This is a genomic window from Catalinimonas alkaloidigena (genome assembly GCF_900100765.1).
GTDB lineage: Bacteria > Bacteroidota > Bacteroidia > Cytophagales > Flexibacteraceae > Mooreia > Mooreia alkaloidigena.
The window spans coordinates 254,432-281,399 of record NZ_FNFO01000004.1; the positions used below are offsets into that span (position 1 = coordinate 254,432).

Below are 26,968 nucleotides of genomic sequence, written 5' to 3' on the forward strand. Positions count from 1 at the left end.
TTATCCTGCCTCTTTTCCGACTTTTTGCCCGTTAGGGTGGATTACTCGGGTCCGCACGTCCTCCGTCACCACTATGCGGCGCCGGGGCAGGTGACGGCCTTCGTTGAGATCACGCACGTAGGCTACCAATTTTTCGCGGAGTTCGCAATGCAGATCCCAGGCGGAGGCCGCATCTTTCGCGCTGCACAGCGCACGTACTTCCATTGTTTCGTCTTCAACCGAAGTCACTTGCACCACCGGCGGAATCCGCTCGTCCCACAGGTCGGACTCCTGCAGCAGGGTTTCGAATTTATGCCGAATCTGATCCACGTCCAGCGTATAATCCGCGTGGAGGTAGATCGGCTTGATCAGGTGCGAATTGCGCATGGTCCAGTTTTCGAACGGTTTGGAGATGAAATACCGCAGCGGCACCACCACGCGACGCTTGTCCCAGGTTTTGATCAGGATGTAGGTATAAGTAATCTCCTCGACGTAGCCCCAGTTGTCCTCGTACAAAACGCTGTCGCCGATGCGCACAGGCTTGGTCAGGGCGATCTGGATGCTGGCGACAATGTTGCCCAGAAGCGGCTGCGCGGCAATGCCGAGGATGACGGTGGCCGCGCCGGCCGAAGCCATCAGCGACAACCCGAAGGTTTGCAGGGCACGAAACTGGCTGAAAATGATTCCCAGGCCGAGCAAAAAGACGATAAACAACAACACCCGCCGTCCGACCGAAAGGTAGGTCAGCCACTGTTGCTGGTCTGCGCCGTCTTCGCCGGCCAGCTCTTTGATGTCGCCCTGGCGCGTATCGCGGGCCACGCTCTCGGTAAAGTACTCGATGGCCCGCATGGCCAGCCACAGAAACGACGTAATCAACAACACGAGCAGGGTCATGTCCACGCCCGCGGGTAACGACAGCACCAGCTTCGCGAGGATGAACAAGAGCAAGATGCTGATAAACAGCGCGAAAGGCGTAGCCACCCGATCGCCGATGCCCCACGTCCAGTACGAATCGGCCCTGGCAAATTGCCGCTTGGTTATTTTCCGTACTCCCCAGGCCAACAGGCTGACCAGCCCGATCGCGACCAGAAACGCCAGCCAGACCCACAGCGACGTTCGTCCCATAAACTTGGCGCGGGCCCACGTCGGCATCATCCGATCGATGGGGCCGGGGCCGTACCGGTAAAAAAGAGCCGGAATGTTTTCGACCGTTTGGGGCGAGAAGACCCAGACCGGCGATGCTTCTTTTACTTTGACGCGTTGCAGCCGGATGGCAACATCGCGTCCGTCGAGGTCGAGCGCCCCGATGCGAATGCTGCGGCGCGGCATCCCGACCAAGGGATCGTTGGGCATGGAAGGTTCGGTGCTGGCCCCGTCGGGCCGATCCGGCAAACTCTCCCAATCGAAGCCAATTTGTTTGTCTAATACGTAATAAAAATTGGTGGCGAGGATTCTGGCCTTTGCGGCCTGTTCGCCTTGAGGCACCAGATTCAGGTTCAGCACGCGCGCGGCTTCGTCGAAATCGCGGGCCCGCCCCGCCCGCACAAAGTGCTCCAGGGCCGCCTGGGGCGATTGCAGGTTGGGCCGCTGCGGCGGCGCAGGCAACCCGGCGTTCAACTTTTTCAGGACGTAATAAGCCTCGTTGTATTCGGTAATGGCGTCAGAGCCCTCGGACAGCTTTTCTACCCGGGTTTGGGCCGAAACCGAATCGGGGGCGGAAACGGCCGAGTCGCCCGAAAGGCCCACCTGGGCATAACCGGCCCCCAACGGGAGGAAGAAAAAAAGGCAAGCAAAAAGCGAATTGTGCTGACGGTATAGCGGAATCAGTAAACTTCTCAAATTCATGTAAAGGTCTGGATCGTAACGGTTACAGCAAGGCCCTGCCTCCACGCCCGACCATTGCCGGATGGAGCGCAACAGAAGCTCTACTGCAAGTGGGAGGTTTCGTAAAAGGTAGCTGGTGGGCAGGTTGACTCTTCTTCTCTTTACGACCCATGCCCCCACGGCTGTTACACACAATCGTATCGAAAGAAATGATGAGGTCATTGCCAAAACCGATACCGGTCGGCACGCGCATCAAAGCTGCCCCCTCTACCGCATGGCGTTCGTGAGCCAGGAGACGATTTCGTCCCGGTCCTGAGGCGCATACCAGCGTACGTGCGGGTCTTTCCGGAACCAGGTCAGTTGCCGCTTGGCGTAACGGCGGGTGTTGCGCTTTAACAGACGTACGGCTTCGTCCCAATCGTAATGCCCCTCCATCCAGCCGAAAATTTCCTGGTACCCGACGGTTTGCAGGGCCGTCAGGTGGCGGTAGGGAAACAGCGCTTCGGCCTCTTGTTGCAGTCCGGCTTCCAGCATCAGCTCGACACGCCGGTCGATGCGCGCGTACAAGGTTTCGCGGGGCAGCGTCAACCCGATTTTGTGCACGCGAAACGGCCGCGCCTGCGGGGTGGCCCGCCGAAACGAGGAAAAGGGCCGCCCGGTACTGAGACACACTTCCAGCGCCCGAATGACCCGATGCGGATTTTGCAGATCGGCGGTGAGGCAGTAGTCCGGATCGCGTCGGCAGAGTTCGTCCGTGAGCGACGCAAGGCCTTCCTGTTGCCAGCGGTCGGTCAGTTGCTCGCGCAGTTGGGGAGCTGCGGGAGGCACTTCGTCGAGGCCTTCGGTAACGGCGCGCACGTAGAGTCCGGAGCCGCCCGTCATCAGCGCGACCGGGTAGCGCTGGTACAGGTGGGCCAGGGTGGCCAGCGCCTCGCGCTCAAACGCTCCGACGCTGTAGGCATCCTGAATGGAAAGGGAATCGACAAAGTGGTGCGGCACGCCGCTTTGCTCTTCCGGGGTAGGTTTTGCCGTACCGATGGCCATTTCGCGGTAGAATTGCCGGGCATCGGCCGAAAGGATTTCGCAGCCGAAGTGTTGCGCTAATTGGACCGAAAGGGCCGTTTTTCCTACGGCCGTAGGCCCTACGACCACGATCAGGTGCTGTGACGACATGCGGCCAAAGGTAACATTCTGCGCCCATTCCAGTTGAATACCCTGTACAACGCTCTGACCGTTTCTCCCATGCGCAACGTTTGGAAACTTCCTTTTTTCGACCGTGTCGGCACGCCCGTGCTGGCGGGCATCGCCGCCGTTGCCTTCGGACTGGAGACGTGGTTTGCACTACGGGCTCGCAAAGTGGCGCGGCGGACGCGCCTGCAAACCAATGCGTTGGTCGCGGTGCCGGGCCTGAGTGCCATGCGGCTGGTGCTGGTCCCGACCCTGGCGGCGGCGGCCCGGTGGTTTCCCCGCTTCGGGCTGGTGCGCCGGTGGCCGGAGCCTCTCCGGGCGTGGGTGTCGTTTCTGCTGCTCGATTACGTGGCGTACCTGTGGCACCTTGCCAACCATCGGTCTTCGTTGCTGTGGCGGTTCCACAACGTGCATCACAGCGATGTCGACATGGATGTCTCGACCGCGTGGCGCTTTCATTTCGGTGAGATGCTGCTCGGCAGTTTGTTCCGCGGCGCCGGGGTGGTGCTGATCGGCCCTACTCCCCGGATGGTGGTGTTGTACGAGTTGGCGCTGGAAGCGTCCACGGCGTTTCACCACAGCAACACGCGCCTGCCCTATGTCCTGGAGCGTTTCCTGACGTGGCTGATCGTGACGCCGCGCATGCACGGCATTCACCATTCCGTGGTGCAACGCGAAACCAACAGCAACTACTCCAGCCTGCTGACGGTCTGGGACCGGTTGCACCAGACCCTGCGCCTCAACGTGCCGCAAGACGCCCTCGTGATCGGCGTACCCTCTTATCAGGACCCGTCCGAACAAACGCCTGCCTATCTGCTGCGCCTTCCCTTTGCCCCGCAGCGCCCCTGGCAATGGCCCGACGGCTCCGTACCGGACCGGACCCAGTCTTCGCCTGCACCGCCCCACGTGCTTCTGCCCTGACACACCCCTCGTCTCATTTTCCTCCAAAGCTCTGTTCTTGAGGAGATTATGATGAATGATCTTCCATTTTTCAGGATTTTCTTTCCCGAAAGAGTATAAAGACAGCACGTCCTGTACTTGCTCTATGTACAGGTAGGAAACTGCTTGTGTCGTTTCTCAACCTATCGCGCTATGGACAACCTAACTTCGATTCTACCACTTGATGGTGTGTAGTCGCGACGTTCGCTGCTGAGGCACTGTTTCGCAACCTACCACCGACCACTTTTATGCCTTACTACCTCGATGCTCACCACGATGCCCACCTTTGGCAACTGTTTCTCGACGGCGAGAAGGCTGCGTTCGCCACGCTTTACCAACGGTATTACCCGCCGCTCTACCGCTATGGACTGAAGCTGGCCAAAGACCCGGAACGGGTGCAGGAAGCCATTCAGGAAATCTTTTCGCGTCTTTGGAACAACCGCCTCCAGGGGCAAGCCGTCACTTCGGTCCGTGCTTACCTGTATACCGCCCTGCGCCGTACCCTGGCCCGCAGTTACGGCCGTTTCTGGCGCGAGGTGCACTGGGAAGAAGGCACCCACGGCGAACCTTCGCTCGAACTGTCGCCGGAAGACCTGACCATCGAAGAAGAATCGTACCGGCTGAAACGCGACCGTTTGCTGGCCGTGATCAACAGCCTGCCCTCCCGCCAGCGCGAAGCCATCTACCTGAAGTTTTACGAGAACCTGACGCACGACGAAATCGCGGCCGTGATGGACGTCAATACCCAGTCGATTACCAACCTGGTGTACCGCGCCATGCATACGCTGCGCAAAAGCGAGACGTTGAAACGCCTGCAGAGCAGTGTCTTTCTGCTGCTGGTGCTTTTGCTGCACAGCTAACCCCAAACAACCTACCTGCCGGGAACGGAGCCGTTCCCGCACTCCACCTTTTTTTCCGGCAAGCGAGTATCTGCTTTTGCCGAGTAGTACACCCTTAACATAAGAATCCCAAATCGCCTTGAAACCTGATCGTTATCAACTGGATGATTTTATCGCTGACCCGTCGTTCCGCAACTGGGTCAATCAGACGAACGCTGCCGACATGCAACGGTGGGAAGTCTGGCTGGCGGCCCATCCGGAGAAGAGAGACCTGGCAGAATCGGCAGCCGAACTGATCCGGGGTCTCCGGCTGGAACGCCCCGCCGTTAGTCCGGCGCTGGTTCAGGCGCAATGGGAAGCCTTGCAGCCCCGTTTGCAAACCCGTCCGCTCCAGCCCGCCACCCCGCGTTTCCAGACCTGGCACATGGCTGCAGCACTGGCGCTTGTCTGCACGCTGGCAATCGTGGGCTGGCAGGTCACGCGTTGGCTCGGTCCGGTCGAGTACGCGACCGACTTCGGACAGGTGGAAGAACTCACGCTGCCCGATGGTTCGCACGTCGTACTCAACGGAAATTCTACCCTGCGGCTGCACGACGACTGGACCGGCGAGGCGCCCCGCGAAGTATTTCTGACGGGCGAAGCGTTTTTCGAAGTCACCAAGCGGCAGTCGGCACAGGGCGCGGTCAAGTTTATCGTCCACACCGATCAGCTGGATGTGGAAGTGCTCGGCACCGAATTCAACATCCGCCAGCGTGAACAGCGCACCCGCGTCGTACTGGAATCGGGCAAAATCCGGCTTACCCTGACCGACCAGCCGGATTCGCTTCCGGCCATCGAGATGCAACCGGGCGATCTGATCGAATACGCGGGGGGAAACCGGCTCATCCAGCAGGTAACGCAGCCCACCCAATACAGCACCTGGAAGGAGCGCTACTTAGTGTTTGACAACACCCCCATGCGCGAAATCATCGAGATTCTGGAGCAGGATTACGGCCTGCAAGTGACGGTAAAAGATCCGGCGCTGCTGACCGAAACCCTGACGGGCAAAGCCCCTACCGCTACGGTAGACGACCTGCTGGCCTCGCTGGCCAGTGTGTTTGAAATCAAAATGCACCGCGAAGACAACAAGGTGTATCTGGAGTAGAAAACAAGTTTCCTCGCATTTATAAACCCTTTTACTCAACCTACTTGTATGATGAAGCACCCTCTACGATCCTTCACAGGAGGCGTCTGCTTGTCGGCGGTACTACTGGCTACCTTCAGCCACGAGACGTCGGCACAACAGCTGGCTTCCCTCGTGACGACGAAGGCGTCCGTTAAGGAACAGCCTCAAGCCCAACCGGAACAGCGGTCGCTGTCCCAAGTCTTGAAGACCATCGAGCAGCAGTTTCAAATCAACCTGCTCTACAAAGATCAGCTGATCCGGCACCAGCAGGTGGCGCTGCCGAACCTCGAAGGGCAGTCGGCCGAGCGCGTGTTGCACGAGTTGCTGACGCCCCTGCAATTGCAGGCCAATTTCATTTCCGAAGGTTATTACACCATTACCCCCATCCAGCCTGACGTGGCTCCGCTGCCGCAACGCCGGAGTGCCAGCGGCATGCTTCCCGCCCTGACTGCTCCTCAATTGGCGCTGCAGCAGCCCGCCGCACAGCGCCCCGCAGCGCAAGTATCAGGACAGGTAACCGATGCTGCCGGAGAGGGCATTCCCGGCGTTAACGTCCTGGAAAAAGGCACGACCAACGGCACCATTACCGACATCGAAGGCAGGTTCGTGCTCAACGTAAGCGACAACGCCACGCTGGTGTTCAGTGCCGTAGGGTACCTGTCGCAGGAAGCCATGGTGGGGAGCCAAACTTCTCTTTCAATCACGCTGGAAGACGACGTAAAAGCGCTGGAAGAAGTCGTGGTCGTGGGTTACGGCACCACCCGCAAGTCGGACATCACCGGAGCGGTATCCAGTGTAGGGGCCAAGGAAATTGTAGCCCGCGGGACTACCAGCCCGATGGCGGCGCTACAAGGGCAGGTAGCTGGCGTTAACATTACATCCAATACGGGCCTACCAGGCAGTGGTTTCAACATCAACATCCGGGGCGTAAACTCGTTGTCTTCCTCCGGAGGGCAGCCGTTGTTTGTGGTAGATGGTGTGATGACGGACAACATCAACTTCCTCAACCCAATGGACATTGAGCGGATCGACATCTTGAAAGATGCATCCTCTACAGCCATTTACGGTTCCCGGGGTTCCAATGGGGTAGTGATTGTCACCACGAAATCAGGGACGGGCCTCCAAGGCAAAACCCAATTCTCGTACCAAGGCTACGTCGGGATGCGTACCATCGCCAACATGCCTGATTTTCTGGATGCCGAAGAAGGGGTACTCTACACCATGAACCGCGATATTCACAAGAAACTTTATCGTGGCGATGCCCTGACCGCTCCCGACGATCTGTACGGATTTCCTTCGTCAGGCGACGACCACGCCTACTGGCTCGATGTGATCAACAATAAAAAGTACTATGACTGGACCGGCGAAATGCTGAAACCCAGTGTGCAGACCAACCACTTCATCTCCGCTGCGGGGGGGAGTGACAAAGTCAGTTTTTTGGTTGGTGCCGGCTACCAAGGCGAAAATGGCAACATCAAATCTCAAAACTACCAGAAGTTCAACTTCAAAGGCCGTGTCGATGCTAACGTGACCAAACAATGGTCGATGGGAGCCAATATCAATCTGGCTTACACAGACCGCGAATTGCGTAGCGAAAACGCCATGCGGCAGTTGTTCCGGATGCCCCTTTACACCCCCGCCTACGACGACAACGGCGAGTGGATTCAGGTGCCGATGCGGGGGATTTCCGGGAACGTGAGTCCCATTGGTGAACTGATGCACAACAAGTTTAACACGCAACAGTATTACCTGATTTCTAACTTTTACCTGGATTTCAAACCTATCGACTGGATCTCTTTGAAGTCTACATTCTCGCCAAACACACGCTTTACACGTGAGGGAACCTACTGGGATCCGGCAGCTACCAAGAGTGGCAGTGGCGCACAAATGTCGAACGCCATTGATTTCTCTTACATCTGGGATAACCAGTTGCACGCTGGCAGGCAATTTGGCGCGCATCGGATCGACTACGATTTCATTTACTCCATGCAGTTGAATCGGTACGAATACCTCTACGGTTACGGCTGGGATCTGCCGTTCAATTCGGAATTTTATAATCTGGGTAGTGCCAACTTCCTGAATACAGCAAGTAGTTTCCAGAAGAGTACGTTGATGTCGTATACCAACCGGGTTAACTACTCCTTCCTCGATAAATACATCCTTACAGCAACTGCTCGCTGGGATGGATCTTCTAAACTGGCACCCGGACACAAGTGGGCGTTTTTTCCGTCAGCCGCAGTAGCCTGGCGTGTGTCGGAAGAAGACTTTTTACGCAACATCAGTGCAGTAAACAACCTAAAACTGCGTCTAAGCTACGGCTATACGGGCAACAACAATATCAACCCGTATGTCACACAGTTTGCCGTCAATACACAAACGTATTACGATTGGAACGGGAATGTCGCGAATGGTTTCCGCCCCAGTGCCATTGCCAATAAGCAACTGACGTGGGAACGCACGCGCGAATGGAACCTGGGGGTTGACTTCGGCTTGCTGAACAACCGGATTTCAGGGGAAGTGAATATCTACGACCGTCTTTCGCTCGATCTACTGATGGAACGGAAACTGGCGGTTCCAACCGGATGGGCCAGTATGATGGATAACGTGGGCTCTGTTAGCAACAAGGGGATTGAAGTGCAACTGCGTACCATCAACGTGCGGACGAAAGACTTTAGCTGGGAAACGAATTTTACGTTCTCGAGCAATCGTAACGCTATCGTCGAATTGTACGGCAAAAAAGAAGACGATGTCCCGAACCGCTGGTTTATAGGAGAGCCGGTACAGGTGGTGTACGCCATGGAGTTCGACGGTGTGTGGCAGAAAGATGAATTGGCTGAAGCCGATCGGCGAACTCTGGAAGGTACGGCTAAAGTGAAGGACCTGAATGGCGACGGCGTGATTGATATCGACAATGATATGCGCGTTCTGGGTTCGCCACTTCCGACCTGGATGGGGGGCCTTTCGACTACGTTCCGCTACAAAGGCTTCGACCTCACGGCCAATGTCTATACCAAACAAGGGGTGTTCATCTATAGCCCGTTTCACCGCGAATTTACAGACTTCAACAGCAAGCAGATCCTGGACGTGCCGTACTATGTACGCGATAATCCTATTACCGAAGCGCGCTACAGCAATACGTATCCGCAACCTACTTACCAGGGGCAGTATTGGGGCGAGGATGCCGAAGATTACGGCTATCCTGGCTTTAACAAAGACGCGTCGTTTGTGCGCCTCCAGAACGTTACACTGGGCTATACATTACCGGCCTCTGCGCTCGAACGCATCGGCATTGCCGACTTGCGTGTGTACGTAAACGCCCTGAACCCGTACGTCTGGACCAAATATGAAGGATTTGATCCAGAATGGGGAGGCGCTAGCATGTCGGGGGAAAATGCGAACTCGACTGCGTTCTCGATCTATCAACTCGGTACCACCATCAATTTCTAATTCAAGCATGAAAAAAATATTATACATACCAGGCTTAGCCTGCCTGCTGGCCATCAGCAGCTGCTCGGACTACCTGGAGGAAGAAAACATCAGCAGTGCTACCGCTGAAAACTTCTATGTAACGCAGACGGGCTACGAAGCGCTGATCAACTCGACTTACTCTACGTTACGAGATCTTTATGCGCCTACACCGTACATTTTCTGTGCAGGCACGGACCTGTTTTTCGGAGCGCACCAGGACGCCCCACTGGCCCTGACCAGCTATCAGTCCCTGACGCCCGGCACACCCCAGGTCAATGATTTCTTTCAGACGCTCTACCAAAGCATTCAGGTTTGTAATACGGCCTTGCATTATGCTGAACTCACCGAAGAGTTCCAATATCTGGACTCACGTCGGGGGGAAGCGCGCTTTCTGCGGGCGTACTACTACTTTCTGTTGGTGCAGAGCTTCGGTGACGTGAGCCTGGTGACCGATATGGTTGACGAGCCAATCACGCACTTTGAACGGACACCTGCCGCTGAAGTGTATCAGTTTATTATAGATGAACTATCGCAAGCAGTAAACGAAGTTCCGGCTACGCAAAGTGATTACGGACGCGTTACAAAGGCGGCCGTGGAGCACATGCTTGCCAAAGTGTACCTGACGCGCGGCTACGAAGCCTACGGGCAAGCTTCGGATTTCGACAACGCTGCGGCCCATGCCGATGCGGCCATCGGTGGCCAGGGTCTTACGGTTTCGTTCGACAAAGTATTTGGGTACCGCAACGAGGTGAACGACGACGTTCTGTTTGCGGTGCAATACGACCAGGCTTCGCTTCTAAACGGTGGTGCACACAACTGGGATACACCCTGGGGGCCCCTCATTCAGGGAACAGGCGAAGGGGTTGCTAAGAAGAACCTGTTGCACCCAACGGAATACTTGTTCACCATTTTTGGAGAGTACGACAGCCGCTTCGAAGGCACGTTCCTCAACGTACGCACCTACCCCTACGTAGGCTACTACCTGAATCCGAAGAAATCGGAAGTTCGTAACTATTATCCCCGGACCGCGGCACAAATTGCCGACACAGCCGCATGGCGTGCTGCCGATCTGGAGAACCGCAAGGATGCGGACATTGTCCCCATCAGTTCTTACTGGTGGGAAGGCAATAACCAGGACGCCTACCCGTCGCTCAGTAAGTTTGATCGCATCCAGAACTCGGATACTCGGTTCACGCACGACATCTACATCGCGCGGCTGGGTGAAACGTACCTGATTGCTGCCGAGGCTTACCTGAAAAGCGGGAATGCTTCGCTAGCGGCCGACCGGATCAACGAAGTGCGCCGACGGGCAGCCATGCCGGGTCACGAAGGCGATATGATGATTTCGGCGGCAGACGTTACGCTTGATTTTATCCTGGACGAACGGGCCCGCGAACTGGCCGGTGAAGGCCACCGTTGGTTCGACCTGAAACGGACCGGCACGCTGATGTCGCGTACCAAGATGTACAACCCGGAAATCAAGTCGATCTACGAGAGCGGAGCCGATCCGTTCCAGGGAAACAACGGCGAATACAAAATCCTGCGCCCGATTCCGCTGAACGCGATTTCGCTGGACAGCGAAGAGTATCCGCAGAACCCGGCGTACGCCAACTAAGCAAAGGCGCTCATCCGCTTTGCAAAAAGCCTCTCTGACTCAGGTCGGAGAGGCTTTTTTGTGCCTAACTAGTGTCGTGATGAACTTATTGTGTTGGCTCGCGTACTTGGCTGCCCACCTCACATTCTTCCCTGAGAATGTTCGCGGTAGCGAGAATTAGAACTGCAAGCAGGGAAACTCGCGGCGGAGCTTTTTCGGACGGTTCAGGGCAGGCATCCGGTAGATGAGCGAGATTTCGTGTGCGCCGTTCCCCGCGGTGCCGAGTGACGAAACCGTCAGGTCGTAGCTGTATCCGAACCCCATCGACTCAAACTCCACGCCGAACAGGATCGACACTGCATCCTGGTTGAAGACGCCCTGGATGGGCTGTTTGACGGGCAGGCCGCGGTAAAAAACGCCGAGCGAGATCGGCCGGACGTAGATTGAACCACCCAGATCAAGCTGATCGAACTGCCCCTGCATGCGGTACATCGCCACCGGGCTGAACGAACGGCGCGGACGCGTGCCGGGTGTGCTGCCTTCCAGCGGAATGAGCCAGCCGGTGTGGAACGTGATGCGGCGCGGCAGCGGGCTAATGCCGTCGTAACCGGCGGCAGTGTTGGGGGTCGTCAGGTGATGGACCGCTCCGCCCAACCAAAAACGTCGGGAGTAAATCAACCCGCCCGCCGCGAAATCGGCGTACAGCCGGGAGTTTCCGGCGATGACCTCTCCCGCCCCGGGGCTACTCAATTCGTCGGCGAAGACCAGTTTGCTGTAATCGAGGTCGCGCGACACAATGCCTCCCTGAAATCCGACGCGCATGTACAGTCCCTGCGCGCGGCTATTTGCCCGCCGCACGATCAGAGGAATCTCCAACGCGTACTGCAATGCCAACTGGCTGGACCGCAGATTCACAGCTTTGCCGGCCCGATCGGACGAGGCCACCAACCCCAGCCCTACGGGGCTAACGGTCTTGGCGAAGTTGCGCACCCCCTGCCCACGGTAGTACCGGCGTCGATCCTGGAGCGAGAAATCGGCAGAGGCATAGATCGTTTCGTAACGCGCCGGGACGCCCGGCCACTGGTTGCGGTAGACCGTGGCGAGCCGAAACGGATGCGACGGATGAAAGTAGCCGCACAAAGCCGGGTTGAGTTGCAACGGCGAAGCATACGCCTGGGTAAACTGCATGTCTTGCGCGCGCAGGGCCCAGTGCATCAACAGGACGATCGGGAAGGTCAGCAGGTATTTTCTCATCGGTATTTCCTGTTTCTACTAGCGCACCAGGGTTACTTCCCCGACATGTTCTACGTATTGTCCGTTGGTAAACGTCACTTTCAGGCGGTACACGTACACGTCCTGAGGCAACAGCTGCCCGTTAAAGTAGCCGTCCCACCCGCGTTTCGGGTCGTGGGTTTCGAACAGAATTTCGCCCCAGCGGTTGAACACGCGCAACTCGTATTGCGAGGCTCCTTCGGTCAGGGGCGCAAAAAAGTCGTTTCGGTTTTGCGAAAAATCGAGGGCTCCGCCGCGTGGCGTAAAGGCGTTGGGAAGTTGCAGTCCCTTCCCTTCTTGTGCACTGATGATGGAATACAGCGTCAGGGTATCGATACATCCCTCGGCATTGTAAGCGATCAGCTGGACGTCGTACACTCCGGACTCGCGGTACGCATGGCGTGGCTCCGGCTCAGTCGATTTCAGTCCATCGCCAAAATCCCACAGGTACGAATCGGCTCCGCTGCTCTGGTTCCTGAAAAAGACTTCTTCGTTCGGGGCCTCGGGAGCGGTGGTACTCACCGTGAAGCCGGCAACGGGCCGCTCGTTCACTATAATGTAATTGGTTTTGATCTGTTCCTGTACGCCGATGGCATTGCGTACCACCAACCGAACGGTGTAGGTACCGGGCACTGCGTAGGTAATCGGCGGCGGATTGGCCGCCTGCGAGGAAGTTCCGTTCCCAAAGTCCCAGGTATAGCTGGTCGCGTATTTCGACAGGTTCTCGAAGGTGACCACCACCGGCGCACATGCTTCGGTGATTTGCGCCGTAAAGTCCGGGACGGCCGTGACCGGGAGCACGGTGACCGGATGGCTCACAGAATCGCGGCAGCCACCTGGGGTAGTGGTGTAGAGCGTCACCGTGAAGGTGCCCGCCTCGGTGTACTGGTGCAAAATGGGGTCGTAATCCTGAATGGTTTGCGGAGCCGACTCATCGCCGAAGTCCCACGTGAACGTGGCACCCTGCATCTGCGGAGTCGATAAATTGTTGAAGGTAAAGAGTGCGCTGTCCTGCCGCAGTTCGTCGCGCAGGGGCATAAACGCAGGGGTCATCCGGGGCGAGACAGTTACCGTGCGCTGCACCGTTTGCCGACACCCCGTGGTGGGATTGGTGACGCGCAACGTCACGACATAGGTTCCGGCCGAGTCGTAGCGGTGCGGGGGCGCGGGGTTCAGGTCCGAGGTGGTGCCGTCACCGAAATTCCAACGGCTCTGAAACGGATTGGGTAAAGTATTGGTCAGAATCAGTTCTTCGCCGATGCAGAGGTTGGCCGACGAGAGCGTAAAGCTGGCTTCGGGCAGCGGATTCACCACAATCTGCTGGCTGAACGTATCGACGTTACAGGCGTTTTCTACCACCAATTGTACCGTGTAGGTGCCCGCCTGATTGAACGTGTGCGTCTGTGCGATGCCCCCGGCACTGGTCGATCCGTCGCCCCAGATCCACGTCAACTGGTTCCGGCCGGCCAGCTGGTTGCTGGTGAAGGTCTGCGTAAACGGCGCGCATCCCTGCCGGGACGGTACGTTGAAAAAGGATTGCACGCGGTTGCGGGTTACAAAGATGTTATCCTGATAGGTGCTGGGGCCACAAGGTCCGTTCACGGAAAGCGTTACCCGGTAGGTCGTGTCCTGCCCCGGCCCGGCATAACGGAACGTATGCGAAACGTTGGTCCGTTGCGTGGTGACGACCGGCGGAGTGCCGTCGCCAAAATTCCAGGTATAAGCGCTTTGCGAACCGTAGGTAAAGTTGTTGAAGAGAATCGTCTGGTCGGCACAAATCGTGTCCAGTTCCGGCGCGAAACGCGCAACCGGCAGCGGATTGACCGTAATGGGCAACGACGAAACGGCCGTATCGCACCGGGTGATGATCCGCAGGGTGACCTGATAGGTCGTGGCCTCCACGCTGTCGCTCACGAACGTAACCGGATCGGGTTCGCGCAACGTACTGGAATCGCCGTTGTCGAACGTCCAGAGGTAGGTCGCCGCTGCATCTTTCGTTTCGTAAAGGGGACGGAACTGATAAGTCTGCACCCCACACGTGTCCTGCGGATTGGTCACCAGCAGTTCGGCGGTCACCGTGGCATCGGGTGTAGGCAGCACGTGTACCGTGTACTCTGCCGTATCGGTACAACCGGAGCCCTGGGCCGTGGCGATCAACCGTACGACGTAAGTTCCTGAATCGGCGTAGGTGAATGTGCCCGTTGTCCCGGTACTGGTCGCGGCGGGATCGATGTCGGCTTTGTAAAACCACTGAAACGAGCCGGGCGGGCCGGTTGAGAGGTTGGTGAACGTTACCGGTTTGCCTGCACAGAGCGTATCGGGTACAGAAAAGTCGGCCGTAACGTTTACGATCATAACCTGCATGGAATCGGCCGAGACGCACCCGTACTGATTCGATACCTGATAACGAACCCAGTAAGTGCTGTCGGCCGGAAAAGCCGCGGGATCGAACGTAGTGCCGGCCAGGGGTTGCCCGCCGACAAACCACGTTCCTCCGGCGGGTGTCGCCGAAAGCGTGACGGGCGCATCGTACGCACAATAGGTGGGTTGCAGATTGGTGAGACTAACCGTTGCGGCCGGCAGCACATTCACCGTCAGTAGATCGCTGACCGCGCAGCCATCGGCCGCAACGGTATAGCGTAACGTCGTTTTTGTGGAATCGTTGTTTACGATCTTGATGGCCTTCGGATCGAACCGCCCGTCGCTGGTCACCCCGGCTCCAATCCAGGTACCTGTTTGCAGCAACGGCGTAGGCAGAGCGATGATGCCCTCACTCTGGCATACGTTGATCTGGTTGACCGGAATCAAATCCACATTTTCGTCCACGACCGACACGGCCAGGGTATAGACGTATGTACACTTTCCGGCCCCGATGTTGGAGAGCGTGTAGGTCAGATTGTGCTGCCCGGTACCCGCCACCCCGGGCGAAAAAGTGCCCTCGCTGGTAATGGCCCCCGGGTTTGCCGGATAGGACCAAACACCCGCCGGGCTGGCAGGGTTGACCTGCAACTTGGTCGGGCTGTCGCCGGGACAGAAGTTGCGTTTTCCCGTCAGGGCGACCACGGGCCGCGGCGTCACCGTAATGGCCAGACGTGCCGTATCTGCACATCCCTGTTCGTTCTGATACGTATAGCCCACCACAAAAATGCCGACGGTATCGGGCGCAAAAACACCATCTTTTGTAATGATCGGCCCAATCCATTTGCCCTGAATGCCCGGCGTGACGGGATCGACCGTGGCAGTAAGCGTGAATGGACTATCGCCTAGACAAACCGCCCGGGCCGGTGTGCCATCGCCAATGGTCACCTTGGGTTTGGGCCGCACCACCACGGTCACGGTGTCGTAGCTTTCGCAACTTGGCGTGTTGACCGCGCCGACAAATGCCTTCAGCTGGTAGCGGTACGTGCCCGGCCGTCCAATGCTGACCTGAGCCGGGTAAGACTGCATGAATACCGAATCGGAGCCATCCAGCGGAGTCCAACGGTAGTTGATGTACGGTTCCGGCTGCAACTCACCGGCCAACAGGAATGTGTCGCGGGCACAGACCTCCAGTTGCGACGCGCTGCCACCGCCTGCGTTGGCCACCGGAGGCGGCACCACGACGATAGTTTTCCGCACGACGTTGGAACTATCGCAGAGCCCGCCTGCCCGCAAACGGATTTCGTATTCGCCGGGCAGTAAGGTGAAGGGCGCCAACGCGGTGCTGTCGCGACGCATTGGCCATTGGGGCGGATTGGTACCGTTCACCCACCGGAACGACCATTTGTAGCCGAGCGGGGTGCCGGCCTGCAACACCGCACTAAGGTTGACCGTAGCCGGTCCACAAAGCGGGGTGGTAGGCCCTTTGATGTCCAGAATGGGTTTATCGTAAATGTAGACCTTCCCGCAGACGGTTGTATCCTTCCCGCAACTGTTCGAGATGCGCAACGAAATCTGGTATTCTCCCGGCTGGTTAAAGCGAATGATTTCGGTTTTTTTGTCCGACCACAAAAAGCTGTTCTGCTGGGTGAAATAATAACTCTGGTCGATCGAACCGTTGAGGCGGGTGGCGCGCCAGCGCGTGGTCAGGCTGAGCGAATCTTTGGTGATGACGGCCAGAGCCACTTCGGTTCCGGTACAAAACCGGTTATCGGTTGAGTCGCCACTGGGATTGAGTACCGGAGGGGACGTACAACTGCCCAGGTTGCGGGACACGTTGCCGCTGCGGTTGCTGTTAAAGGCGGCCGTAAATTGAAGCGGATCACAGGCGGCCGGCGCAATGGCGGGCGATTCGGCAGTGGTACTATCGCCTTCGTCAAACACACCGGCCCTGGCCGTAGTGGCCAACAGCCATACGAGGGGTAGATACCGCCATAAGTAACACAAATGGTGTAAAGGGGTTCTTCTCATAGACCCTGGTACTCTGTTGATCCCTGATAAATCGGGGTATTGCCCATGCACAGCCTTGGTTGTAGGTATTCCTAATTTTTTACAGACGTACGGATGGGGTCTGCCTTACTGCCGGCCACAGGCCCGGATTCTACCGCAAATAATCTCGAAAAACACCACTTATACAACAACATTCAGCCTCTAAACTCCTTGATTATAAGCGTATTCCTACAATCCCTCCGAATACTTACACGGGAAGATGGTCTGATCGTCGGCGCGATACCTGCCACTTCTTTCTGTGAAGGTAGTGACTTTTTGAAAGCTCGGAAGAAGTAACTCAGTATCATGATGTTGCTGCTGTAAGATGCAACGCGACAATTGCTTTTTCCGGGGCTTATATTCTGTTACAACGCTCGACATGCCGAAATCTTGTTCTGCCGAGGCGTATTGCCCGTAACCTTACGAACGTCCTGGCCTTTCTGTTACTTCCGCCCATAAGGGCGTCCCGACGGACGAGACATTTTTTTGCAAGATGTCGCAAAAATACAATGTCCTCTACACGTCAGAAATGAGATTTAGAGGTGAAAACTTTCTGCATCAAATCGTTTCTCTCATGGCTATTCGAACGTCTACCGTACTTCGCTGGGGGCTCATCCTCGTGGGTGGCCTGCTGGGCGTGATTCTTATCGTGGCTATTTCGGTGTACGTTATTGCGCAAAACAAGCTCAAACACCGCTACGAAATTGCCGACGTCGCCACCCCGGCCCTGCCCCGCGACGCCGCCAGCCTGGCACACGGCAAACACATCAGTGTAATCCGCGGATGTCAGGAGTGCCACGGCACAGACCTGGGCGGCAACGTCATGATCGACGATCCGGCCCTGGGCCGTTTGCTGGCGCCCAACATTACCAAAGGGGCGGGCGGCATCGTGCAGCAGTATACGCCTGCCGACTGGGTACGCACCCTCCGGCACGGCGTCAGCAAGGACGGACGACCGCTCATCCTGATGCCCTCCGAAGAGTTTACCGAGCTCGGAGCCCACGACCTGACCAGCCTGATCGCCTATCTGGAGTCGGTGCCGCCCGTCAACCGGAAACTGCCCGACACCGACCTGGGGCCGGTCGGCTATGCCTTGGTTGCCTTCAACAAGCTGCCCGTACCCGCCGCGATCATCGACCACAAGGCGCCCATCCCCCCCGACCCGGTGACGCAAGTCTCTGCCGAATTCGGAAAATACCTCGCCATCAGCTGCTCCGGGTGCCACAAGCCCGATTTCAAAGGCGGTGACCCGACCATTCCGGGGTCTCCGCAAACCGCCGACCTTACCTCGACCGGTAACCTTGGCACCTGGACGGAAGCGCAGTTCATCCAGACCCTGCGCACCGGCAAAACTCCGGAAGGACGCGAACTCGCCAACGAATACATGCCCTGGAAGATGGTGGCGAACTACAACGACGACGAACTGAAGTCGCTGTACCTCTATTTCCGCAGCCTCTGATCCCCCCACGGCTTCGCACCCCCCCCGTCTGCCCGACCGACGGACGGAGGGAACGGTGTTGCCTCACCTTCCCGTCTCTTGATACCAATCTCGCGCTGCTTTGTAACTTCGGGCCGCATTGTTCGACGTTATGCCCCCTATCAGCGCTGTCATCATCACCTACAACGAAGAGCGAAACATTGCCCGCTGCCTGGACTCGCTGCAGGGTGTGGCGGACGAAATTGTGGTGGTCGACTCCTTTTCGACGGACCGGACGGAGGAAATTTGCCGTGCCCGGGGGGTCCGGTTTTTACAACACGCCTTTGAAGGCCACATCGAGCAAAAAAACTTTGCGGCCGCACAGGCGCGCTACCCGCATGTACTTTCGTTAGATGCCGACGAAGCGCTCGACCCCACCCTGCAACGCTCGATTCTGGCCGTTAAAGCTGACTGGCAGCACACCGGCTACCAGATGAACCGCCTGACCAACTACTGCGGCCATTGGGTCCGGCACGGGGGCTGGTACCCCGACCGCAAACTGCGGCTGTGGAATCGGCAGTTCGGCCAGTGGGGCGGCACCAATCCCCACGATGAGCTACGGCTGACACCAGAGCATAGCGTGGGCCACCTGGCAGGCGATCTGCTTCATTATAGCTACTACAGCCTGCACGATCACGTCCGTCAAGTCAACTATTTTACCGACATCATGGCCCAAAGCCAACAGCACAAAGGCGGGAGCCTGCTGAAAGTTTTGTTGAGTCCCTGGGTAAAATTCATCAAGAGTTACTTTTTTCAGGCCGGATTTCTGGATGGCTATTACGGGCTGGTCATCGCCATCATTTCGGCGCATGCGACCTTTCTGAAATACGCCAAAATCCGGGAACTGCGCAAAAATCGTTAACGTATGCCCCTTTTCTTTGCTCCTGATTTTGCTGTGGACCCACGCTTACCTGCCGACGAGTCGTACCATGCCGTTAAAGTATTGCGGCTGCGCGCGGCCGATCCAGTAGAAGTGGTCGACGGTAAGGGCACGTGGTATCAGGCACGCGTGCAGGAGGCCCATCCCAAAGCCTGCCGCCTCGAGGTGTTGGCCCAGCGGCAGGTGGCAGAGCGACCGTACCGGCTGCACGTGGCACTGGCACCGACCAAAAGCATAGACCGTACCGAATGGTTCGTTGAGAAGGCCGTGGAACTGGGCGTGGATGAAATTACGCCGCTGCTGGTCGCCCGCTCCGAACGCCGTCAGCTCAAGGAAGAGCGGCTTCAGCGCATCGCCATCAGCGCCATGAAACAGTCGCAACGCGCCACCCTGCCGCGCCTGAATCCCCTCACGCCACTGCCTTCGTTCTGGGAGACCGTGCCCCCCGACGCCCAGCGCTTCGTGGCGCATTTGGAAGAAGGCCGCCGCCAAGCACTCCGGGAACTAATCGCGCCAAGGCGACATTACGTGGTACTGGTTGGCCCGGAAGGCGACTTTACGCCTGACGAAATTGCAGCGGCACGCCAGGAAAACTTTTTGCCGGTTACCCTCGGCGACTTCCGGCTTCGTACCGAAACGGCGGGTATTGCCGTTTGTCATACGGTGGCCTTGCTGCACGAGGGATTCTCCGCGTAAATGGTACAAGCGATTGACCAGGCCGGTGCGTGCGGCCAATGGCACATGATGCAAGAACTCAGTAACTTACTCACCTCGCCCTTCCGATACTAATAGGGCCTTTCGATCTTTATGCCGAACCGATTTTCTCTGATTCTTCTGTGGCTTTGCCTGCTGGCACCGGTGGTCCGGGCGCAGCCGAGTTTTACCATTGCCAAGCTGAAATACAACGGCGGGGGCGACTGGTACGCCAACCCGACGGCTCTGCCCAACCTGATTGAGTTCTGCAACCGCACCCTGGGCATGAACATCGCGCCGGAAGAGGAGGAAGTGGAAGTGGGCAGTCCTGAGATTTTCGCCTATCCCTTCTTGTACATGACCGGTCACGGCAACGTGGTCTTTTCGGACCAAGAGGCGCAAAACCTGCGCAACTACCTCATCAGTGGTGGGTTTCTGCACATCGACGACAACTACGGTCTCGATAAGTTTGTCCGAATTGAAATGAAGAAGGTGTTTCCGGAACTCGAATTTGTGGAGCTTCCCTTCGATCACCCGATCTACCACCAGAAATTCTCGTTTCCCAAAGGGCTCCCCAAAATACACGAGCACGACGGGAAAGACCCGCAGGGGTTTGGCCTGGTTTACAAAGGACGACTGGTCTGTTTCTATTCGTATGAGTCGGACCTGGGCAACGGCTGGGAGGACCAGCGGATTTACAACGATCCGGAAGAAATTCGGCAGCAAGCCTTACGTATGGGGGCCAACCTGCTGACCTATGCCTTAACAAACTTTTAGTAAAATTCTCGTTTTTTCCCTTTATTTTTACGGCCTATAGTGCACGTATCGGTTCATTTTATCTTGATGATGAACCATTTACAACAGAAGATGTTGTTACAATCTACAGAAGCTATATCCGATTAACCTGTTAACCCAACTTTCCCTAACGTGATAGCCATCATCATCTTTTTTATCGCCCACTGGTATTTGTCTCTTTTCTCACAGACATTCTTCCTGCACCGCTATTCTGCGCATAAGATGTTCACCATGAACAAGTTCTGGGAACGTTTCTTTTACATGTTTACTTACATCACGCAAGGTTCTTCGTACCTGAGCCCGCGGGGGTATGCCATCCTGCACCGGATGCACCACGCCTACAGCGATACGGAGCTTGATCCACACTCGCCGCACCACAGCAACAACCTGTTTGACATGATGTGGAAGACGAAAAAGATGTACAGCGACTTTGCGCACGAGCGTGTAGAAGTACCCGTTCAGTTTGACAAAAATTATCCGGTCTGGAATTTTGTTGAACGCTTGGGTGAGTCATGGGGATCGCGTATCGCTTGGGGAACGGCTTATGTCCTGTTTTATGTAGCCTTTGTTCCTGCGTCCATGTGGTACCTCTACCTGTTGCTGCCGATCCACTTCCTGATGGGTCCTGTGCACGGTGCCATCGTTAACTGGGCGGGCCACATGTACGGTTACCAGAACTTCGACAACCAGGACAAGTCGAAAAACTCGCTGGTGCTGGACTTCCTGATGATGGGCGAACTGTTCCAAAACAACCACCACAAACTGCCGAAGCGCATGAACTTCGCCGTGAAATGGTGGGAGCTGGATCCGACGTATCCGGTGATCAAAGTATTGTCGTGGATGCGGATTATCCGCCCACAAACCGCGACGGCTGGCCAAGTAACGGGCGATTTTCGTCAGGCCGTTTAAGACCCGAAGATTTTCCAAAGATCATATCACAAAGCCGGCTTGTCCGGCTTTTTTTATGCTACGTCTCCAGGATCTTTACCTTTTCAACCGACCGGAATTTATTGCCTTTCAGGCGCTTCCGGCGCTGCACACGTTGCGCCTGCACCAGCCGCGTACCGATCAGGTAGAAGCGCTCTGGCACATGGCAATTCATGATCAGGTAGGATACAGCCCCTGGCGCGCTACGTTCGGGGGACCGCAGTTTGTAGCCACGCTTCCCCCGCCCCGCCTGGCAGAGCTGCTCCAACAGGGCGATGCCCTGGCCCGACACGAAAAACTGCGTGCCCTGGTGATTCGCACCTTCCCGGCATTCTACGACCCGGCCGGGCATGCACTTCTGACCCACGCGTTACTGCAGCACGGCTATGCGCTTGAGGCCACCGACCTGACGTATTTCCTGGCGCTACGCCGCGACGGCTTCGAAAAAGGACTCCACACCACAGGCCGAAAAAAGCTACGCCGGGCAGAACGCCACGGCTTCACCTTTCACGAAGAAGAACCTGCGTTCGCCCCGGAAGCGTACCAGATCATCGCGGCGACCCGACAGCGCAAAGGCTACCCGGTCACCCTGTCTGAAGAAAGCCTGCTGGCGCACCTCCGGGCGTTACCGGACTACTACCGTCTGTTCAGCGTACGTCGCTCCGGCCGAACCGCCGCCGTCGGGCTGGTCGTTGTGATCTCGCCTTCCATTCTGTATACCTTCTACGTCGGCGACGTCGAGGAATTCCGGACCCATAGCCCGGCGGTGATGCTCTATCAGGGAATTTACTACTGGGGAGTGACCAAAGGTTACCGACTGCTCGATTTTGGGATTGGTACCGACCAGACGGAGCCTAACGAAGGACTGATGCAATTCAAGCGCATGCTAGGTGGGGAACCTTCGCTGAAATTTACGTTCCGCAAAGATTTTCATCCTGATCTGTAAGCTTTTGCAGAATAATTGATTTTAGAGAGGAAGGATGGTATGTTTGCGCTCCGATCAATTAAACTATACTTGACATGGCAAAAACCAAAGTTGCGATCAACGGTTTCGGTCGCATAGGCCGCCTCACATTACGGGCGCTCCTGAAGAAAGAAGATATCGAAGTAGTCGCTGTCAACGACCTCACTGATAACCAAACCCTGGCACACCTGTTCCGCTACGATTCGGTACACGGTAAATTTGCGGGCGAAGTAAGCGCCACGGAAGATAGCATCACCGTGAGCGGACACACCATGAAGGTGTATGCACAAAAAGATCCGTCTCAACTGCCCTGGAAAGAACTGGGTGTAGACATCGTGATCGAATCGACCGGTCGCTTCGTAGACGAAGCGGGTGCAGGCCAGCACCTGAAAGCCGGCGCTAAAAAAGTGGTGATTTCGGCTCCTGCCAAAGGCAACATCCCGACCGTTGTCTTGGGGGTTAATGAAGATACCCTCACGGGCGACGAGACCATCTTGTCGAACGCTTCGTGCACCACAAACTGCCTGGCTCCTATGGCTAAAGCGCTGGATGATGCATTCGGAATCGAAAAAGGCTTTATCACCACGGTTCATGCCTATACGGCCGACCAGAACCTCCAGGATGCTCCACACCGTGACCTGCGTCGGGCGCGTGCTGCTGCCTTGTCGATCATCCCGACTTCGACGGGTGCTGCCAAAGCGGTAGGTCTGGTACTGCCTCACCTGAAAGGTTCACTCGACGGCATCGCGATGCGCGTTCCTACGCCCGACGGTTCGGTAACCGACCTGGTGGCTATTCTGAAAAAAGAAGTAACGGCCGACGAAGTAAACGCGGCGGTTAAAGCGGCTGCCGACGGTGCCATGAAAGGCGTACTGGAATACTCGACCGATCCGTTGGTTTCGATCGACATCGTAGGTAACCCGCACTCTTGCATCTTCGACTCTGAGCAGACGTCGGTGATGGGTACGATGGTGAAAGTTGTTGGCTGGTACGACAACGAATGGGGTTACTCCAACCGTACGGCTGACCTGGTAGCCCTGCTGGCAGGCCAACTGTAAAATTATAAGACTCTAAAAGAAAAACCCCTGAACCGCGGTTCAGGGGTTTTTCTTTTCTGTAGCCTCCCAGTTTTTCAGGGCCTGGTGTAAATCTTCCGGCGTATCGATGCCGTGGCTGGCGTAAGCGGTAACCGCTGCCTGAATGTGTAGGCCGGCCTCCAGCCAACGCAGTTGCTCCAGCCGCTCAGCAATTTCCAGGGCCGACGGCGTCAGCGTCGTGATGTAGTGCAACGCCTCCACCCGGTAGGCATACAGCCCGATGTGCTGGTAATACATATGGTGCGAAAGCCACTCGGCCGTGGGCGTATCGCGCTGGTACGGAATGGGTTGACGGCTAAAATAGAGCGCCCGCCCCTGCTGATCGAGTACCACTTTAGGCGTGTTGGGATTGAATAGGGTCGATTCGTCGTCGATGACGCGTACCAACGTAGCCAGCGGCGCCTCTGCGCCGATCAGGCAATCGGCCAGGCGGTCGATCTGTTGCGGCTGGATAAAGGGTTCGTCTCCCTGAATATTGAGTACCGCGTCGAACTCCTCCTCGGTTTTCTGCAAAGCTTCGTAGCATCGGTCCGTGCCGCTGGGATGATCCGCACTGGTCATAACGACGTGGCCACCAAACTGCCGGACGTGCGCCTCGATGTCCGGATGGTCGGTCGCCACCACGACTTTCACCAGCTTTTGGGCTTGCTGTGCCTGCTCGTAGACGCGCTGCACCATCGTTTTTCCTTTGATGTCGGTCAGAGCCTTTGCCGGAAAACGGGTCGATGCGTAGCGTGCCGGAATAACGCCGAGAATCTTCATAGAGGTTGTCAATGTGGTGGATCTATACAAGTGGCCCGTCGGAAAAGGCATGTCTATACTCCGGCCGGGTCTTACTAAGTAAGTCGGTAATGGTCTTCGCCCTCGTCGGGCACAATGCGCAAGACCCCAGCCAGCGTCAAAAGCACCAGGGTACGCGAGGCAATGGAACGCGGAATGGCCGCGACCTGGGCAAACTGGCTGAGCGTAATGCTTTGGTGCAAATCCAGGTATTGCATCAGCGCTTTCTCTTTATCGCCGAACCCAAAGCGAAAGCTTTTGTCTTTTTTCTGTTGCCGTAAAATTTGCCGGACTTCCCGGCTGGCCTGTACGCTACGGTCGCGCACTCGCACATACGCCTTCCCCCCTTCTTCCTGCAAGTTATTCCGCACGGCATAAGGCTTTTCCGTTCCGGGCAGAATATGAAACAACAGCACGCCTGCACGATCCGACAAAACCACACGCTCGATGGAGTAAGCAATGGCAGGGTAGCAGTACTTCTCAATGGCCTTTTCGAGGACGAACTCCTCTTCTTCCAGCGCACTGACGCCGGGAATGGTGCCATTGTCGTCCACACCGATCACCAGCGTGCCGCCGTCGGTGTTCGCAAAGGCCACCACCTCCTTCATAATTTTGTCGGGATGCGCGGCCTTGCGTTTAAATTCCAGGCGGGCTCCTTCGCCCTGCTCCACCAGCTTTTTCAGTTCACGAAATGTCACAGCGATCGATGTCAATTTTTATGAAGCAGTCTTCATAACTCACTTCGTCTTACGTCGTTTCTGCTGGTTTGTATACACGCCTCTTTCTTATCAGGAACGCGCTAAAACCGGTTTTAGCGGCTGAACAGACGCTGACTAACGCTTAAAATTACGCCAGAAGCGCTAAATTTTGTCCCATTTCTTAGTTGCACTATCCACGTAACTTCTTGGATATCAATCCACTTTCTTATGGGCACCTATTCTGTAGTTTTACCTTTTTAAATTTGATCAGTCGCGCATGCCTCATCTTCAAAAGGTTCTACTGGTGGACGACAATCCCATCGACAATTTCGTGAGTCGAAAAATGGTAGAAAAAGCCGGGATTGCCGACGAAATTTGCACACTACACTCCGGCATGGAAGCCCTGGAGTATCTGAAAAATTATCAGGAAAACGGGCTTCCGGACGTTATCTTCCTGGACATCAACATGCCGATTATGAGCGGCTTCGATTTCCTGGACGAGTTTGTGGCGCTTGATCCGGCCATTCACGCCCACTGCCGTATTTTCGTCCTGAGTTCGTCGACCGATAGCCTCGACCTGGAACGGGCCAATCAAAATCCGTTTGTGCAGAAGATGATCACCAAACCGCTGGAGTTTGGCTTCCTGCGCACGTTGGGGCAGGCCGTCTCGTTCGAAACGCTCTGATCAGTTCGCCCGAATCAGGAAATAGTCTTTCTTCCCTTTCTGTACCAGCAGGTAACGCCCCTGCAACCACTCCAGTTGGGCCGGCGGCACATCGGCCGATACCTTTTCTTTGTTGATGCTCACACCGTTGGCCGTCAGCATGCGGCGGGCCTCCCCTTTCGACTTAAAGATCTGCTGTTGCGTCACGACCGAAAGCACTTCGGGCAAGTCGGCTGCGTTCACGACAGCCTCCCGCTCTACTTCCACCTGCGGCACGCCTTCGAACACATCGAGCAGCAGTTTCTCCGAAATGGTTTTTAACACCTCGGTCGTCCCCTTCCCAAATAAGATCTCTGACGCCTGCACGGCTTGTTGTAAATCGGCCTCCGAATGCACACGAGCGGTCATTTCTTCGGCCAAGGCGCGTTGCAGCGTACGGCGGTGCGGTGCCTCGGCATGCTCGGCTTCCAACGCTTCGATTTCGTCCCGGCTCTTCAGCGAAAAGACGCGCATCAGACGAGGCGCATCGGCATCGGCCGCGTTGAGCCAGAACTGGTAGAATTGGTACGGCGAGGTCATTTCCGGATCGAGCCAGACGTTTCCCCGTTCCGATTTTCCGAACTTCTGGCCATCGGCTTTGGTCAGCAGCGGTGCGGTCAGCGCAAAGACCTCAGGCGCTTCTTCCTCGCTGCCGCTCATGCGACGAATCAATTCGGTACCGGTCGTGATGTTCCCCCACTGGTCGGACCCCCCCATTTGCAGACGGCACCCTTTATTTTTGTAGAGCCACTGGAAGTCGTATCCCTGCAACAACTGGTACGAAAACTCGGTGAAGGAAATGCCGGTCTCCAGCCGCTTCTTGACCGAATCTTTCGCCATCATGTAATTGACCGTCAGGTGTTTGCCCACGTCGCGCAGAAACTCCAGAAAGCCGAATTCCTTGAACCAGTCGTAGTTGTTGACAATCTCGGCGGCCTGGTCGCCTTCGAAATCGAGGAAACGACCCAACTGCTGGCGGATGCCCTCCTGGTTACGACGCAGCGTCTCTTCGTCGAGCAGATTCCGCTCCTCCGATTTCCCCGAAGGATCGCCTACCATGCCGGTCGCGCCACCCACCAGCGCAATCGGCTTGTGGCCCGCCCGTTGGAAATGCTTCAGCAACATGATCGGCACCAGATTGCCGATGTGCAGCGACACTGCCGTCGGGTCAAATCCCACGTAGCCGACCGTGGCGTGGTTCAACAAAAACTCTTCTGTACCCGGCGTCTGGTCCTGTAACAAGCCGCGCCAGCGCAATTCTTCCACAAAGTTGTTCATG

20 protein-coding genes are annotated in these 26,968 nt (G+C 56.6%); 13 read left to right on the forward strand and 7 right to left on the reverse strand.

The genetic code is table 11. The annotated features are described in order from the left end of the window. Both BLR44_RS12000 and miaA read right to left on the reverse strand, forming a co-directional pair. On the reverse strand, nucleotides 1-1,818 hold the full coding sequence (locus BLR44_RS12000; protein ID WP_218127057.1) for a mechanosensitive ion channel family protein: 1,818 nt from the start codon (nucleotides 1,816-1,818) through the stop codon (nucleotides 1-3). Between the two features lie 252 nt (nucleotides 1,819-2,070). Continuing rightward, nucleotides 2,071-2,976 (reverse strand): tRNA (adenosine(37)-N6)-dimethylallyltransferase MiaA, encoded by a 906-nt coding sequence (gene miaA / locus BLR44_RS12005; protein ID WP_089682125.1) that lies wholly within the window; start codon nucleotides 2,974-2,976, stop codon nucleotides 2,071-2,073. A gap of 69 nt (nucleotides 2,977-3,045) precedes the next feature. Between miaA and BLR44_RS12010 the strand changes: the two genes are divergently transcribed. The 5 genes from BLR44_RS12010 to BLR44_RS12030 all read left to right on the forward strand — a co-directional run bounded on the left by BLR44_RS12010 (nucleotide 3,046) and on the right by BLR44_RS12030 (nucleotide 11,017). Further along, complete coding sequence (locus BLR44_RS12010; protein ID WP_089682817.1) at nucleotides 3,046-3,912, forward strand: sterol desaturase family protein; 867 nt, start codon at nucleotides 3,046-3,048, stop codon at nucleotides 3,910-3,912. Between the two features lie 266 nt (nucleotides 3,913-4,178). Further along, entirely contained in the window at nucleotides 4,179-4,790 is a 612-nt protein-coding gene (locus BLR44_RS12015) for an RNA polymerase sigma factor (RefSeq protein WP_089682127.1), read from the forward strand. A 118-nt stretch (nucleotides 4,791-4,908) separates the two neighbouring features. After that, nucleotides 4,909-5,913 (forward strand): FecR family protein, encoded by a 1,005-nt coding sequence (locus BLR44_RS12020; RefSeq protein ID WP_089682129.1) that lies wholly within the window; start codon nucleotides 4,909-4,911, stop codon nucleotides 5,911-5,913. 48 nt (nucleotides 5,914-5,961) lie between these two features. Beyond that, nucleotides 5,962-9,381, forward strand: a complete 3,420-nt coding sequence (locus tag BLR44_RS12025) for a SusC/RagA family TonB-linked outer membrane protein (protein WP_089682131.1) — start codon at nucleotides 5,962-5,964, stop codon at nucleotides 9,379-9,381. Between the two features lie 7 nt (nucleotides 9,382-9,388). Beyond that, a complete protein-coding gene (locus tag BLR44_RS12030) occupies nucleotides 9,389-11,017 on the forward strand; it encodes a RagB/SusD family nutrient uptake outer membrane protein (RefSeq protein WP_176956011.1) in 1,629 nt (542 codons plus the stop codon). 156 nt (nucleotides 11,018-11,173) lie between these two features. On the opposite strand, the gene BLR44_RS12035 is transcribed toward BLR44_RS12030, so the two are convergent. Next, the gene (locus tag BLR44_RS12035; protein ID WP_089682136.1) at nucleotides 11,174-12,250 is read right to left on the reverse strand and encodes a PorP/SprF family type IX secretion system membrane protein; all 1,077 of its coding nucleotides are present in this window, start codon (nucleotides 12,248-12,250) and stop codon (nucleotides 11,174-11,176) included. A gap of 18 nt (nucleotides 12,251-12,268) precedes the next feature. After that, nucleotides 12,269-16,657 (reverse strand): PKD domain-containing protein, encoded by a 4,389-nt coding sequence (locus tag BLR44_RS29310; protein ID WP_089682137.1) that lies wholly within the window; start codon nucleotides 16,655-16,657, stop codon nucleotides 12,269-12,271. Nucleotides 16,658-17,249: 592 nt separating this feature from the next. On the opposite strand from BLR44_RS29310, the gene BLR44_RS12045 reads away from it, so the two are divergent. The 7 genes from BLR44_RS12045 (at nucleotide 17,250) to gap (ending at nucleotide 23,469) form a co-directional block, all read left to right on the forward strand. Beyond that, complete coding sequence (locus tag BLR44_RS12045; protein ID WP_089682139.1) at nucleotides 17,250-18,134, forward strand: c-type cytochrome; 885 nt, start codon at nucleotides 17,250-17,252, stop codon at nucleotides 18,132-18,134. A 130-nt stretch (nucleotides 18,135-18,264) separates the two neighbouring features. Continuing rightward, a complete protein-coding gene (locus BLR44_RS12050; protein ID WP_089682141.1) occupies nucleotides 18,265-19,014 on the forward strand; it encodes a glycosyltransferase family 2 protein in 750 nt (249 codons plus the stop codon). Between the two features lie 3 nt (nucleotides 19,015-19,017). Next, on the forward strand, nucleotides 19,018-19,728 hold the full coding sequence (locus BLR44_RS12055) for a 16S rRNA (uracil(1498)-N(3))-methyltransferase (protein WP_089682143.1): 711 nt from the start codon (nucleotides 19,018-19,020) through the stop codon (nucleotides 19,726-19,728). A gap of 111 nt (nucleotides 19,729-19,839) precedes the next feature. Continuing rightward, nucleotides 19,840-20,502 carry a DUF4159 domain-containing protein gene (locus tag BLR44_RS12060; protein WP_089682145.1) on the forward strand — a complete coding sequence of 221 codons (663 nt, stop codon included), beginning with the start codon at nucleotides 19,840-19,842 and terminating at the stop codon, nucleotides 20,500-20,502. A 153-nt stretch (nucleotides 20,503-20,655) separates the two neighbouring features. Further along, nucleotides 20,656-21,429, forward strand: a complete 774-nt coding sequence (locus BLR44_RS12065; RefSeq protein WP_089682819.1) for an acyl-CoA desaturase — start codon at nucleotides 20,656-20,658, stop codon at nucleotides 21,427-21,429. Nucleotides 21,430-21,484: 55 nt separating this feature from the next. Beyond that, on the forward strand, nucleotides 21,485-22,393 hold the full coding sequence (locus BLR44_RS12070; protein WP_089682147.1) for a GNAT family N-acetyltransferase: 909 nt from the start codon (nucleotides 21,485-21,487) through the stop codon (nucleotides 22,391-22,393). Nucleotides 22,394-22,467: 74 nt separating this feature from the next. Then, entirely contained in the window at nucleotides 22,468-23,469 is a 1,002-nt protein-coding gene (gene gap, locus BLR44_RS12075; protein ID WP_089682149.1) for a type I glyceraldehyde-3-phosphate dehydrogenase, read from the forward strand. Between the two features lie 39 nt (nucleotides 23,470-23,508). Here gap and kdsB read toward each other — a convergent pair whose 3' ends face one another. Both kdsB and BLR44_RS12085 read right to left on the reverse strand, forming a co-directional pair. Then, nucleotides 23,509-24,270, reverse strand: a complete 762-nt coding sequence (gene kdsB, locus BLR44_RS12080) for a 3-deoxy-manno-octulosonate cytidylyltransferase (RefSeq protein ID WP_089682151.1) — start codon at nucleotides 24,268-24,270, stop codon at nucleotides 23,509-23,511. Nucleotides 24,271-24,344: 74 nt separating this feature from the next. Next, nucleotides 24,345-24,986, reverse strand: coding sequence for an AlbA family DNA-binding domain-containing protein (locus BLR44_RS12085; protein WP_089682153.1), 642 nt, complete (start codon nucleotides 24,984-24,986; stop codon nucleotides 24,345-24,347). Between the two features lie 277 nt (nucleotides 24,987-25,263). Here BLR44_RS12085 and BLR44_RS12090 point away from each other — a divergent pair, with 277 nt between their 5' ends. Further along, the gene (locus BLR44_RS12090; RefSeq protein ID WP_089682155.1) at nucleotides 25,264-25,671 is read left to right on the forward strand and encodes a response regulator; all 408 of its coding nucleotides are present in this window, start codon (nucleotides 25,264-25,266) and stop codon (nucleotides 25,669-25,671) included. Here BLR44_RS12090 and tyrS read toward each other — a convergent pair whose 3' ends face one another. Continuing rightward, complete coding sequence (gene tyrS, locus BLR44_RS12095) at nucleotides 25,672-26,967, reverse strand: tyrosine--tRNA ligase (RefSeq protein WP_089682157.1); 1,296 nt, start codon at nucleotides 26,965-26,967, stop codon at nucleotides 25,672-25,674. Nucleotide 26,968 lies beyond the last annotated feature (1 nt).

Bases quoted from the DNA above. Each gene is read 5' to 3' on its own strand.
- miaA (WP_089682125.1), bottom strand. From the start codon at position 2,976: ATGTCGTCACAGCACCTGATCGTGGTCGTAGGGCCTACGGCCGTAGGA.
- BLR44_RS12010 (WP_089682817.1), top strand. From the start codon at position 3,046: ATGCGCAACGTTTGGAAACTTCCTTTTTTCGACCGTGTCGGCACGCCC.
- BLR44_RS12015 (WP_089682127.1), top strand. From the start codon at position 4,179: ATGCCTTACTACCTCGATGCTCACCACGATGCCCACCTTTGGCAACTG.
- BLR44_RS12025 (WP_089682131.1), top strand. From the start codon at position 5,962: ATGATGAAGCACCCTCTACGATCCTTCACAGGAGGCGTCTGCTTGTCG.
- BLR44_RS12030 (WP_176956011.1), top strand. From the start codon at position 9,389: ATGAAAAAAATATTATACATACCAGGCTTAGCCTGCCTGCTGGCCATC.
- BLR44_RS12035 (WP_089682136.1), bottom strand. From the start codon at position 12,250: ATGAGAAAATACCTGCTGACCTTCCCGATCGTCCTGTTGATGCACTGG.
- BLR44_RS29310 (WP_089682137.1), bottom strand. From the start codon at position 16,657: ATGAGAAGAACCCCTTTACACCATTTGTGTTACTTATGGCGGTATCTA.
- BLR44_RS12045 (WP_089682139.1), top strand. From the start codon at position 17,250: ATGGCTATTCGAACGTCTACCGTACTTCGCTGGGGGCTCATCCTCGTG.
- BLR44_RS12050 (WP_089682141.1), top strand. From the start codon at position 18,265: ATGCCCCCTATCAGCGCTGTCATCATCACCTACAACGAAGAGCGAAAC.
- BLR44_RS12055 (WP_089682143.1), top strand. From the start codon at position 19,018: ATGCCCCTTTTCTTTGCTCCTGATTTTGCTGTGGACCCACGCTTACCT.
- BLR44_RS12060 (WP_089682145.1), top strand. From the start codon at position 19,840: ATGCCGAACCGATTTTCTCTGATTCTTCTGTGGCTTTGCCTGCTGGCA.
- BLR44_RS12070 (WP_089682147.1), top strand. From the start codon at position 21,485: ATGCTACGTCTCCAGGATCTTTACCTTTTCAACCGACCGGAATTTATT.
- gap (WP_089682149.1), top strand. From the start codon at position 22,468: ATGGCAAAAACCAAAGTTGCGATCAACGGTTTCGGTCGCATAGGCCGC.
- kdsB (WP_089682151.1), bottom strand. From the start codon at position 24,270: ATGAAGATTCTCGGCGTTATTCCGGCACGCTACGCATCGACCCGTTTT.
- BLR44_RS12090 (WP_089682155.1), top strand. From the start codon at position 25,264: ATGCCTCATCTTCAAAAGGTTCTACTGGTGGACGACAATCCCATCGAC.
- tyrS (WP_089682157.1), bottom strand. From the start codon at position 26,967: ATGAACAACTTTGTGGAAGAATTGCGCTGGCGCGGCTTGTTACAGGAC.